The sequence below is a fragment of the Micromonospora sp. NPDC049559 genome (genome assembly GCF_040676675.1).
In the GTDB taxonomy this organism is placed as follows: domain Bacteria; phylum Actinomycetota; class Actinomycetes; order Mycobacteriales; family Micromonosporaceae; genus JBFAPK01.
This window is the reverse complement of sequence record NZ_JBFAPK010000064.1, coordinates 17,649-29,153: the sequence shown is the minus strand read 5'-3', so window position 1 is coordinate 29,153 and position 11,505 is coordinate 17,649. Positions and strand designations below refer to the sequence as shown.

Sequence of the window (11,505 nt, the reverse complement as noted above, 5' to 3'; positions counted from 1 at the left end):
TCTGCCCAAAACCATTCTTACTTAACCCCAAAGCCGCCGTTTTCCCCCCACCCCCACGAGTGGGGAATCGGGCGAGCGTGGGGTCAGCGGCTGGTGCAGACCGGCTTGGCCCGGCCCACCACGTCGACCGAGTAGACGACGGCGACCGTGAAGCAGTAGTCCAACGTCCGGTTCAGGCCGTAGACGACGTAGCTGCCGGTGCCGGGCGGCAGCTCCTGGAAGGCGCGCGGGTCCTGCCCGGTACGGCCACCCGAGATCACCACCGGACCCTCGGCGCCCGGGGGATAGGTCCAGCTCAGCGCGACGCTGTCCCGGTGGTCGGTCAGCTTCACGCCGGTCGGCGGCAGGCCCGTCACCAGCGGTGGCTCCGCCGCGGGTGCGCTGGCGCCGGGCGCGGCGGCGGGGCCGCTGGCGGTGTTGGCCACCGGTCCGGCGCCGGCGGTGGAGGTCGGGTCGGGCTCCGGATCGCGTACGCGGAGGAAGCCGACGATGACGACCGCCGCGCCGAGCACCGCGACCACCAGCCCGGCGACGATGATCGGCAGTAGCCGGCTGCGCCGTGCCGGTCGGTACGGCACGGGCAGCCGCGCCGGTTGGCGGAGTTCCGGCAGGTGCCGGACGGTGCGTACGCCCTCCGGCTCGCCGTACCCGCCGCCGGCGTACAGGGTTCCGGCCGCGGCGACCGACGTGACGCCCGGTATCTCGCCGGTCACGTCGCCCGCCGTCGGCGCGCCCCAGGCCGGGTCGTCCCCGGTCCCGGCGCCGAACCCGCTGGTGGCGCCGAATCCGCTGGTGGTGCCGAAGGTGGTGTCCGCGCCGGGCGTGCTGGCGCTCGTCGCCGTGGCGCCGGCCCGGCCGGGCGTCGCGTCGTCCGGCTCGACCCGGCTCGCGGCATCCGGCGGCCACCAGGGGTCTCGGTCGTCGTCGGCGTCCAACCGGTACGGCCCCACGCCCGGTGGTTCCCGGAAGAGCGGGTCGTCCGGTCGCTCCCGGAAGAGCGTGTCGTCGTCGCGCCCGGGCGGCAGCGTGCCGTCGCCGCCGCGCGCGGCGGGCCGGGCGTCGGGCGGTTCCCGGAAGAGCGGGTCCCGGTCGGCCTCCCGGACGAGCGGGTCGTCGTCGGCTGTCCGCGACGGCCGGTCGTCGGGGTCTGCCCGGAAGCGGCTGGCTCCGGCCACGGCCGCGCCGCCGTCCGCCGCGTCGACGTCCGCCCGGCCGGGATCGACCGCGCCGTGCTCCGCCGCGTTGACCTCCGCCGGGCCGGGATCGGCCGCGCCGACACTCGCCGGGCCGAGATCGACCGCGCCGGGGTCCGCCGGGCCGGGGTCCGCCTGGCCGGGCGGCGCGGCCGGTCGCTGGGCGGGTGGCGCTGGTGGCGCGGCCGATGGCGGCTGGGCGGGTGGCGGTTGGGCGGGTGGCGCTGGTGGCGCCGGTGGGGGCTGGGTGGGTGGCGCGGCGGGCCGGGCCGGCGCGGTCTGGTCGAGCGCGACCCGCTGAACCGGTACCGTCGGCGGCGCGACGCCGGAGAGCCCGCCGGGCCGCTGCCCGTCGGCGCAGACGTGCTCCGGGTTCGGGGCGGCGCGCGCCAGCGCCGCGACCTGGATGGCGAGCGGGTGGTCGGGTCCGAGGTAGGTGCGGCAGAGCTGGCGGGCGAGCGCGAGGTGTTCGTGGGCGAGTCCGAGCCGCCCGCAGTCGCGCTGCATCGCGCCGAGCCGGGCCAGCATCTTGATCCCGCTCAGGTGGCCGTCGCCGTAGACCTCCCGGTGCAGTTCCCAGGCGTCCTGCAACCGGGTACGGGCCAGCTCGCACTCGCCGAGGGCGAACTCGACCGTGGCGAGGTCGGCGTGGGCGGCCAGCACCCGCAGCGACTCCGGACCGTCCGTGGCGGTCAGCTCGATGATCACGTCCTGGTACAGCCGGGCGGCCCGCTCGTCGTTGCCGACCCGGTGCAGTACGGCGGCGAGGGTGGCCGCCGCGGCGACGGTACGCGGGTCGGCGGTGCCGTGCAGCCGGGTGGCGGCGGTGTGGGCGAAGGCGGCCCAGCTGCGGGCGGCGTTCGGGTCGCCCAGCGCCACGAGGATGCGCGCCTGCAGCCCGGCGGCCTCGGTCAGCTCGGGGGAGGCGGTCCCGGGTCTCGGATCGGCTTCGGCGAGCGCATCGCCGAGGAGCGCGTGCGCGCCGGCCAGGTCGCCGGCGGCCACGAGGTCGTTCGCGCGGACGAGGGTTTCGCCGAGGCCGGAGGACACGCCCCATCGTGCGTGTCCGGCGACGGTCAGTACAAGAGGGAGCCGCTGGGCAGTTTGGTCATGATGTCGAACCGTCCCGTCCGAAATGGTCGACCAACGCCTGGCTGATCTGGCGCAACTGGTCCACCTGGGCGGGCGTGAGCTGGTCGAAGAGGTGGCGCTGGACGCCGGCCACGTGCCCGGGGGCCGCGTCGGCGAGCACGGCGAAGCCCCGTTCGGTGAGGATGGCGAACTGGCCGCGCCGGTCGGTCGGGCACTCCTCGCGGCGTACCCAGCCGGACTCCTCCAGGCGGGCCACGGCGTGCGAGAGCCGGCTGCGCGACGAGCCGGTCAGGTCGGCGAGTTCGCTCATCCGCAGCCGCCGCTCGGGGGCCTCGGAGAGCCGGACCAGGATCTCGTAGTACGCGTGCGGCATCCCCGCGTCGCGTTGCAGCTCGCGGTCGAGCGCGTCCATCAGCCCGCGCGTGGCGGCCAGGAAGGCGCGCCAGGTGCGTTGCTCCTCGGGGGTGAGCCAGCGGGTCATGCCAGAGAGCATAGCCGAATAGTTGAACGCTCAACCAACTCGCGCTACCGTTGCCGCATGGGAATCCACCGCCTCAACCACGCCGTGCTCTTCGTGCGGGACCTGGGCCGCAGCGTCGCCTTCTACCAGGACGTCCTCGGCTTCCGGCCGGTACCGATGACGCCGGACGGCTTCGCCGGCGCGGCCTTCCTCCAGGCGCCCGGCTCCACCAACGACCACGACCTCGGCCTCTTCGAGGTCGGCGCGGGCGCCGGGCCCTCGGGCGCCGGGCGTACCACCGTCGGCCTCTACCACCTCGCCTGGGAGGTGGACACCCTCGACGAGCTGGAGGCCACCGCGGCCCGGCTCGCCGCGGCGGACGCCCTCGTGGGCAGCTCCGACCACGGCACCACCAAGAGCCTCTACGGGCGGGACCCGGACGGGTTGGAGTTCGAGATCGTCTGGCTGATCCCCGCCGACCTGCTCGACGAGCGGGCGATCGAGGGACGCAAGCGGATCGGCCGGCTCGACCTCGCCCGCGAGAAGCAGCGGTACGGCGGGCAGACCCGCGGCGGCGTCGGCGTCTCCGTACCGGCCTGACCGGCGCCGGGCGGGGGCGGACCGCCGAGCGGGGCGGATCCGGCGGGGGCGGTGCGGACCGGTCGGGCCGGTCACGGTAGAACCGCTGGATGACGCCAGACCCGATCCGTGCCCTCGTCCGTGACCTGCTCCTGCGCCGGCTGGCCGGCTGGGCGCCCGCGGCGTTGCGACGCGCCCGCCGGGCGACCTTCGTGCAGGCGTACGCCGGACCCGACGCGGGCAGCGCGGAGGCGGCGGTACGGATCCTCGCCGGCCTGACCGACGCGCCCCGGGGACGGCTGACCGCGGTGACGCTCGCGGCGCACCCCGGCGACCTGGCCGTACGCCTCGACGACGCCCGCGCGTCGCTGCCGGCAACGGTGGACGCGCACCTCGTACCGGGCGGTCCGGACCGGGTGCCGGTGGCGCTGGCGGCGGCCGGGGCGACCGGAGCGCCGCTGCTGGCCTGGCTCGACGCGGACGACGGCCCGGCGCCGGAGCGCGCCGTGCTGGCGGCGGTGACGGCGGGACGCCCGGCCGAGCTGCTGCTGCTCCTCGGCGGGTCGGCGCGGCTGGCGCGACCGGAGCTGCGGGAGGCCGGCTTCCGCCTGGTCACCGATGTCCAACTGGACCACGGCCCCGGCCCGGACGACGACTCGGGCGCGTCCCGGCGGTTGGTCTTCGCCACCTCGTCCGGGAAGAGCCTGGAGGCGTTCAAGGAGGCCCTCTGGTCCACCGAGGGGCACGGCGTCCGCTATGAGGGGCCGGAGGGGTTGCGACTGGACGCCGGGGCCGAGCCCGATTCCGCGCCGCTGCGCGGCGATCTGCTCGGGCGGCTGCGCGAGGTGGGGGAGGCGGACGTCACCGAGCTGCGGGAGTTCACGCTGACCGAGACCCTGTTCCGCGCCGAGGACACCAACCGGGCGCTCACCGCCCTGCTCGCCGAGGGCGCGGTCACGCGTACGCCGGAAGAGGGGCGGCTCGGCGGGGACGTGGTCATCCGTCCGGCCGGGCGGTGAACCGGAGTCGGGTGGTGAACTAGAGCCGGGCGGTGAACCGGAGCCGGCCGGCGCTCGGATGAGCGGCCGGCCGGCCGACGACCGGTGGAGGCCGGTAGGTACGGGCCGAGCGCCAGGTACCCCGCCCGTGCCTACCGCCGCCACCACCGGAGGAAAGCGGTTCCGGGACGGCTCAGGCGCGCGACTTGTCCTGCTTCCAGGAGAGCGGTCCGGGCAGGTCGACGCGGTGCGCCCGGGCGCGCGAGTTCCACGACCACGGGCCGATCTTGACGCTCCAGGAGGAGAAGCCGTTCTCGGTGAAGTTCAGGATCAGCGGACCGATCTTCTTGCGCTTGCGGAACATCAGACCCACGTCCGTGCTCCCTTCGAGTGGTTCCGACGGATGACTGTGTTGCGGCGAAGGGTGCCCAGGCGCGAGGTCTGTCAAACGTCGTCCGGATCCGGCCGCCGTCCGCCTCCTGCGCGTCCTGCGCGCCGTGCCCCGGGGTACCCGGAGACGGCGATTGCGGGTGGTGTTTCCGGGTAGCCGTCGCCGGTGACGGGTGGGCAGCCGAGGGGCGAGGAGCGGCACGGGTCGGCGAGGCACGCCGAACCCGAGGCCGAGCGGGCCGAGGTGGCGCTGGCGCACCTGGGCCGGCGCGGCCGGACGGCGGGGCGGGACCGGCTCCAGCAGTTCCGGATCAAGTTCCTGCTCGCCTTCCAGGCCGGCCTGTCGGCCGCGCTGGCCTGGGCGGCGGCGCGCTGGCTGACCGACATGTCGAATCCGGTCTTCGCGCCGGCCGCGGCCGTCGCCGTGATCACGTCATCCCTCGGCCGGCGGCTGCCCAACACCATCGAACTGCTGGTCGGGGTGTCGTTGGGCATCCTCGTCTCCGACCTGCTGATCGAGTTCACCGGGGCCGGCCTCTGGCAGACCGGCGTGATCGTCACGGCCGCGATCCTGCTGTCCCTCCTGGTCAGCACCCGCGGCGGGGTCGTGGGTCACGCCAGCGGTACCGCCGTGCTCCTGGGCGCCCTGTCGTCGTCGCGGCACACCCTGGAGTTCCCACGTTTCCTCGACGCGCTCATCGGTGGTGCCGTCGGCCTGGTGGTGGCGCTGGTGCTGCTGCCGCTGAATCCGCTGCGGATCATGCGGCGGGTGGCCGCCCCGGCGCTGCGGCAGCTCGCCGACCAGCTCAGGCTGACGGCGTCCGCGCTGCGCGAGCGCGACCACGACCTGGCCAGCCGGGCGTTGAAGCGTTCCGAGGAGATCGGCACCGATCTGGGGAGGTTCTGGGACGCGTTCGGCGGCGCGAAGGAGACGGTGGACCTGGCTCCGTTCCGGTGGCCGTGGCGCCGCGCGGTCCGCCATTACCAGCTGGGCGCCGCGGACATGGACCGGGCCGTCTGGAACTCTCGCGTCCTGGCCCGCCGGGTCGTCGTGCTGATCGAGGACCGGGAGCCGGTACCGGAGACCCTGCCCACCGCCATCGAGACGCTCAGCGCGGCCGTACACGCCCTGCAGCGGGAGGTGCTCGCCGACACGCTCACGGAGCACGCGCCCGCGCTCGCGCTGCGCGCGGTGGCCGAGGCGACCCGGGCCGAGATCGCCGGAACCAGGCTCTCCGGCACGGTCATCGTGGGCCAGATCCGCACCGCCGTCAGCGACCTGTTGCAGGCGACCGGGAAGGACCGGGAGACCACGCTGCGCCGGATCCGCGAGGTGGCGTACGCGCAGTCCCACCCGGACGGGGACGGGTCGACCGGGTGAGCACGGTCGCGTCGGGGCACGCTCGCCGCCGCACCGGCGGATTCAGCGCGGCTGCCACGCGTCGGGCCGGGTGGTCAACTTCCGTACGTGCGCGGGCATCCGGCCGCTGACCAGCTCGGCGAGGTTCACCCCGTCGAGGACGTCGCGGACCGCCGCGCGCACCGCCACCCAGAGGCGGGGCAGGTTCTCGGCGGCGCCGTCGTAGTGGGTCTCCTCGGGGCGCAGCCCCCGTACGCCGGCCAGCGGCCCGTCCACGGCGCGCAGGATCGCCCCGACGGCGATCTCGCGGGGCGGGCGGGCCAGGGTGTAGCCGCCCTCGGCGCCGCGCTGGGCCCGGACCAGCCCGGCCCGGCGCAGGTCGGCCAGGACGGCCTCCAGGAACTTACGGGGCATGTCCTGCTCCTGGGCGATGGCCTGGGCGGAGAGCAGCGACGGGTACGCCGCGGCGAGGCTCAGCGACGCCCGTACCGCGTAGTCGCCGCGCGCGGAGATCTGCACGGCACCATCATGCACGTCGGGCGCCCGGAATCAGGGGAGCGGGCCGCCCTCGAACGGTGTGAAGGCGGCCGGACGGACCGGTCCGCGCTGCTCGGGCAGGCGCTGCCGGCCGCCCGAGCCGAGCCCGGCCCGGAACGCGCCCGGGCTCTGCCCGACCTCCCGGTGGAAGAAGCGGCCGAAGTTGGTGGGTTCGGGGAAGCCGAGCCGGCGCCCGATGTCGGCGATCGGCGCGTCGGTGGCGGCGAGCAGCCGCATCGCCTGCAACGTCACCCGGTCGTCGATCACCTGCTTGCCGCTGCGGCCGGTCACCGCGAGGCAGGCGCGGGTCAGCGTACGGACCGAGCAGCGCAGCCGCTCCGCGTAGTCCTCGACCCGGCGGGTCCGCCCGTACGACCGCTCGACCTCCTCGCGCAGCCGGTGGAACGTGCCCAGCGCCGGCTCGGTCCCGCCCGGGCCCGGGCCGGGTGCGCCGGCCGGGTACCGCTCGGCGGCGGGCAGCAGGGCGAGCCGCAGCAGCAGTACGGCGAGCTGGTGCCGGAGCAGATCGGCGGCGCGTTCCCCGGAGCGGTGCCGCTGGCAGTCCACCACCAGCTGGCTCACCTCGTTGATGACGGCGTCCTCGTCCTCGCCGGCGAGCTGCCAGTACGCCGGCCCGAAGGCCGCCGTGCTGGCGCCCGAGGTGTCCAGCTCGGCCAGCGCGGCCCCGTCCCAGCAGACCACGATCGCGTCGAGGCCGGGCTGACCGCCGTACCTGACCACCTGGCCGGGGCGGGCCCAGATCAGCGTGCCGGGCCGGCACGGGTGGGTGCGGAAGTCCACCTCGTGCGTGCCGTGGCCGACCGTGACCAGCAGGAGCAGGTGGTGGTCGAGCAGGACGGGACGCCGGTACGCCTGGTCGGCCGCCATCTCACGCAGCGTGGTCGTGTCGACGCCGGCCCAGCCGGGCGCGAGGTTGAGTCCGCCGCCGCGGCCTGGAAAGTGACCGGAATAGACCATCGGCCCGACGTTAGCCCGACCGGGCGGCCGGCGCACCTTCACCGCACCGATCTCACCGTCCCGGGTGTCGGCCGGCACGCCTGCACCGTACCGAGCTCACCCTCCCGGCTGCGGATCGGGCGTACGCGCCGAGGCGGCGGGCGGCGGGTCGTACATCGACGTTCGCCGTTGACCTCGGCCCGGCGTGGTCGGTAGCCTGACGCGGTCCGGGCTGGACGACGCGCGGTGGGGCCATCACTGTCCGTGGACTCGCTGTCCGCAGCTGCGCGCCCGGGACCTGCGCCGGGCGCCCGGGAACCCTGGAGATCATCCATGCCCCGCAGTCCCGTCCTGCCGTTCGCCCTCGCCACCCTGCTCGCCGCCGGCGGCGTAGCCCTCGCGCCGGGCTCGGCCCGCTCCGCACCCGCCGCGGTCGGCCCGGTGCTGGAGGTCGACCTCTCCGCCGACCGGCACCCGATCAGCCCGTACGTCTACGGCATGAACTTCGCCGACGAGGCGCTCGCCGCCGAGTTGGCGCTGCCGGTGCGCCGCTGGGGTGGCAACGCGACCACCCGCTACCACTACCGGTACGACACCACGAACCGCGCCTCGGACTGGTTCTTCGAGAACATCGCCGAGGCCAACGACGCTCCGGAGCAGCTGCCGGACGGTTCCAGCACGGACCGCTTCGTCGAGCAGGACCAGCGGACCGGCGCCGACACCATCCTCACGGTGCCGCTGATCGGGTGGGCGCCGAAGGCCCGCGACGGCTCCTGCGGCTTCTCGGTGGCCAAGTACGGGCCGCAGCAGCGTACCGACGAGTGGCGGCCGGACTGCGGCAACGGGGTCCGGCCGGACGGCAGCGTGATCACCGGCAACGATCCGCACGACACGAGCGTCGAGGTCGGCCCGGAGTACGTACGGGCCTGGGTCGACCACCTGACCGGCAGGTACGGCACCGCCGCCGAGGGCGGGGTGGCCTTCTACAACCTGGACAACGAGCCCGACATCTGGCATTCGACCCACCGGGACGTGCATCCCACGGGTGCGAGCGCGGTGGAACTTCGCGACCAGGCGTACGCGATCGGGGCGGCGGTGAAGGCGGCCGATCCGAGCGCCGCCACGCTCGGTCCCGTGGGCTGGGGTTGGACCTCGTGGGACTACTCCGGCCTGGACCAGGAGGTCTGCGGCCGTACCGGCTGCTGGGCCGACCCGCCGGACCGGGCGGCCCGCGACGGCCTGCCGTTCACCACCTGGTACCTGCAGCAGATGAAGCGCTACGAGGACCAGCACCGGCAGCGCGTACTCGACTACTTCGACATGCACTTCTACCCGCAGGCCTCCGGGGTCGCCTTCGGCAACGGCAACGACCCGGCGACCAACGCCCTGCGGCTGCGCTCCACCCGGGCCCTGTGGGACCCGTCCTACCTGGACGAGAGCTGGATCAACACGCAGGTCCGGCTGATCCCGCGGATGCGCGAGCTGGTGGCGGCGAACTACCCGGGCACGAAGACCGCGATCACCGAGTACAACTGGGGCGCGCTCGACCACATCAACGGCGCGCTCACCCAGGCGGACATCCTGGGCATCTTCGGCCGGGAGGGGCTGGACCTGGCCACCCTCTGGGCGCCGCCCTCGGCCGGCCAGCCCGGCGCGTACGCGTTCCGGATGTACCGCAACTACGACGGCGCCGGCGGCCGGTTCGGCGAGACCGCCGTCCGCGCCACCAGCGCCGACCAGGAGAAGCTCTCCGTGTACGCGGCCGAGCGCGGCGCCGACGGCGCGCTGACCGTGATGGTGGTCAACAAGAGTGGTACCGAGCTGAGTAGCACGGTCAACCTGCGCAAGCACTACGGCACCTCGGCCAAGGTCTACCGGTACGGCGCGAGCGACCTGAACGCCATCGTCGCCGGCTCGGCGCCGCGGATCCTGCGCCCGCCGCCGCAGGCCGGCGCGGCGGACGGCACCTTCTCGTACACCTTCCCGGCCGACTCGGTCACGCTCTTCGTGGTGGAGAAGCCGGTACCGGACACGACGAAGCCGACCGCGCCCGGTACCCCGGCGGCGTCGCAGGTCGGGCCGGACACGGTCACCCTGAGCTGGGCCCCGTCGACCGACAACGTGGGCGTGACCGGGTACGACGTCTGGGCCCGGCACACCGACTACATCTACAGGGCGGGCAGCACCACCGGTACCGGCCTGACCCTGACCGGGCTGACCCCCGCCGCCGAGTACGGCTTCCGGGTCGTCGCCCGGGACGCGGCCGGCAACGAGTCGCCGCCCGGCGGGGAACTCGTCCTGGTCACCGCGCCCCGACCGGGCGGCCCGCAGTTCGTGGTCCAGCACGCCAACCAGGACTTCGACCCGGCTGACCGGCAGATCAGGCCGGGGTTGCAGCTGCTCAACGCGGGGCGGCAGCCGCTCGCGCTCTCCCGGGTCACGTTGCGGTACTGGTTCAGCCGGGACGCCGGTGCCGGCGGGCTGCGTACCGAGTGCGAGTCGGCCCGGGTCGGCTGCGCCGCGGTGACCCGGCGGGTGGTACCGGTGCCGCGGGGCCGGCCGGGCGCCGACTCGTACCTGGAGGTCGGCTTCACCCGGGCGGCCGGGAACCTCGGCGCGTCGAGCTCGTCCGGGCCCGTGCTGTTGCGGGTGACCAGGGATTCGTCCGTCTTCGACGAGCGCAACGACTACAGCTGGCGCCCGGTGGCGCCCTCGTTCGCCGACACCACGCGGGTCACCATGTACGTCGACGGGCGGCTCGTCGCCGGGGTCGAACCGTAGTTCGGCTCGTACCGGTGGCCGTTGGTCCCGGGCGGCGTTCCTCCGCGGAGGCGCCCGGGACCAACGGCGCCCGGCGGTGACGCGGTCGCCGCCGGCCGGTGCCGCCGGGCCGGTGGCGAGTGCGCCGAGGGCCGGTGCCAGAGTGGAGCGGGTAATCAGTGCGACAGTTCGTGCCGGAAGCGGACGGGACGGACCCGAGGGACGGGCGGGACCGGCGGACTTGTCCGGCGGAGCCGGCACGACTAAGTTACCGAACAGTAGCCGAGACGTTACGCGCGTCACAAGAGCTGCGGCGAGATTTCGGAGAGGTGTGCATGCCGGACTTGTTCACGGTCGAGGGGAAGACGGTGCTCGTCACCGGCGGATCCCGGGGCATCGGGCTGATGATCGCGCGCGGGTTCGTCGAGGCGGGCGCGCACGTCGTGATCTCATCCCGGAAGGCCGACGTCTGCGCGGCCGTGGCCGACCAGCTCTCCGAACTGGGCAGCTGCGAGGCGATCCCGGCCGACCTGGCCAGTGTCGAGGGCGCCGACCGGCTGGCCCGGCAGGTCCAGGAGCGCTTCCCGAAGCTCGACGTCCTGGTGAACAACGCCGGCGCCACCTGGGGGGCGCCCCTGGAGGCGTACCCCGAGAGCGCCTTCGACAAGCTCTGGGCGGTCAACGTCAAGGCGGTGTTCCGGCTGACCACCGCGTTGCTGCCCGCGCTGCGCGGCTCGGCGACCCGCGAGGACCCGGCCCGGGTGATCAACATCGGCTCGATCGACGGGATCCGGGTGCCGTGGATGGAGGTCTACGCGTACTCGGCCACGAAGGCGGCGGTGCACATGCTGACCCGCAGCCTCGCGCACCAGCTCGCACCCGAGCACATAACGGTCAACGCGATCGCCCCCGGCCCGTTCGAGAGCAAGATGATGGCTTTCGCCCTGGACGACCCGACCACCCGCGCCACCATCGAGCACCAGGTGCCGCTGGGCCGGATCGGGCGCCCCGACGACATGGCCGGTGCGGCGATCTTCCTCGCCTCGCGCGCCGGCGCGTACCTGACCGGGGCCGTGATCCCGGTCGACGGCGGCATCACCACCCACGGCTGACGCGTACCGTCGCGGCGGGCCCGGTCCGTCGTACCCGAAACGCGCGGGCGCCGCGCGGACTCGGCAG

General features: G+C 74.6%; 10 protein-coding genes. 5 read left to right on the top strand and 5 right to left on the bottom strand.

From position 1 onward, the window contains the following. Window positions 1-83 precede the first annotated feature (83 nt). Complete coding sequence (locus AB0J86_RS37840; protein WP_363863408.1) at window positions 84-2,243, bottom strand: tetratricopeptide repeat protein; 2,160 nt, start codon at window positions 2,241-2,243, stop codon at window positions 84-86. A 58-nt stretch (window positions 2,244-2,301) separates the two neighbouring features. After that, window positions 2,302-2,778, bottom strand: coding sequence for a MarR family transcriptional regulator (locus tag AB0J86_RS37835; protein WP_363863405.1), 477 nt, complete (start codon window positions 2,776-2,778; stop codon window positions 2,302-2,304). Between the two features lie 45 nt (window positions 2,779-2,823). Between AB0J86_RS37835 and AB0J86_RS37830 the strand changes: the two genes are divergently transcribed. Together AB0J86_RS37830 and AB0J86_RS37825 are read left to right on the top strand one after the other, a co-directional pair. Next, a complete protein-coding gene (locus AB0J86_RS37830; protein WP_363863402.1) occupies window positions 2,824-3,345 on the top strand; it encodes a VOC family protein in 522 nt (173 codons plus the stop codon). An 89-nt stretch (window positions 3,346-3,434) separates the two neighbouring features. After that, window positions 3,435-4,343 (top strand): hypothetical protein, encoded by a 909-nt coding sequence (locus tag AB0J86_RS37825; protein ID WP_363863399.1) that lies wholly within the window; start codon window positions 3,435-3,437, stop codon window positions 4,341-4,343. 172 nt (window positions 4,344-4,515) lie between these two features. Here the strand turns inward: AB0J86_RS37825 and AB0J86_RS37820 are convergent, their stop codons facing one another. Continuing rightward, window positions 4,516-4,695, bottom strand: coding sequence for a DUF4236 domain-containing protein (locus tag AB0J86_RS37820; protein ID WP_363863396.1), 180 nt, complete (start codon window positions 4,693-4,695; stop codon window positions 4,516-4,518). Between the two features lie 183 nt (window positions 4,696-4,878). Between AB0J86_RS37820 and AB0J86_RS37815 the strand changes: the two genes are divergently transcribed. Beyond that, entirely contained in the window at window positions 4,879-6,093 is a 1,215-nt protein-coding gene (locus AB0J86_RS37815) for an FUSC family protein (RefSeq protein WP_363863393.1), read from the top strand. 42 nt (window positions 6,094-6,135) lie between these two features. Here AB0J86_RS37815 and AB0J86_RS37810 read toward each other — a convergent pair whose 3' ends face one another. Then, window positions 6,136-6,591, bottom strand: coding sequence for an Rrf2 family transcriptional regulator (locus AB0J86_RS37810; protein WP_363863390.1), 456 nt, complete (start codon window positions 6,589-6,591; stop codon window positions 6,136-6,138). Between the two features lie 30 nt (window positions 6,592-6,621). Beyond that, entirely contained in the window at window positions 6,622-7,497 is an 876-nt protein-coding gene (locus tag AB0J86_RS37805) for an AraC family transcriptional regulator (RefSeq protein WP_363863417.1), read from the bottom strand. A 402-nt stretch (window positions 7,498-7,899) separates the two neighbouring features. Here AB0J86_RS37805 and AB0J86_RS37800 point away from each other — a divergent pair, with 402 nt between their 5' ends. Together AB0J86_RS37800 and AB0J86_RS37795 are read left to right on the top strand one after the other, a co-directional pair. Continuing rightward, window positions 7,900-10,347 carry a glycoside hydrolase family 44 protein gene (locus AB0J86_RS37800; protein WP_363863387.1) on the top strand — a complete coding sequence of 816 codons (2,448 nt, stop codon included), beginning with the start codon at window positions 7,900-7,902 and terminating at the stop codon, window positions 10,345-10,347. A gap of 314 nt (window positions 10,348-10,661) precedes the next feature. Next, window positions 10,662-11,438: a glucose 1-dehydrogenase gene (locus AB0J86_RS37795; protein ID WP_363863384.1), complete on the top strand. Its 777-nt coding sequence runs from the start codon at window positions 10,662-10,664 to the stop codon at window positions 11,436-11,438. Window positions 11,439-11,505: the final 67 nt, after the last annotated feature.

Bases quoted from the DNA above. Each gene is read 5' to 3' on its own strand.
- AB0J86_RS37825 (WP_363863399.1), top strand. From the start codon at position 3,435: ATGACGCCAGACCCGATCCGTGCCCTCGTCCGTGACCTGCTCCTGCGC.
- AB0J86_RS37805 (WP_363863417.1), bottom strand. From the start codon at position 7,497: ATGGCGGCCGACCAGGCGTACCGGCGTCCCGTCCTGCTCGACCACCAC.
- AB0J86_RS37835 (WP_363863405.1), bottom strand. From the start codon at position 2,778: ATGCTCTCTGGCATGACCCGCTGGCTCACCCCCGAGGAGCAACGCACC.
- AB0J86_RS37800 (WP_363863387.1), top strand. From the start codon at position 7,900: ATGCCCCGCAGTCCCGTCCTGCCGTTCGCCCTCGCCACCCTGCTCGCC.
- AB0J86_RS37795 (WP_363863384.1), top strand. From the start codon at position 10,662: ATGCCGGACTTGTTCACGGTCGAGGGGAAGACGGTGCTCGTCACCGGC.
- AB0J86_RS37830 (WP_363863402.1), top strand. From the start codon at position 2,824: ATGGGAATCCACCGCCTCAACCACGCCGTGCTCTTCGTGCGGGACCTG.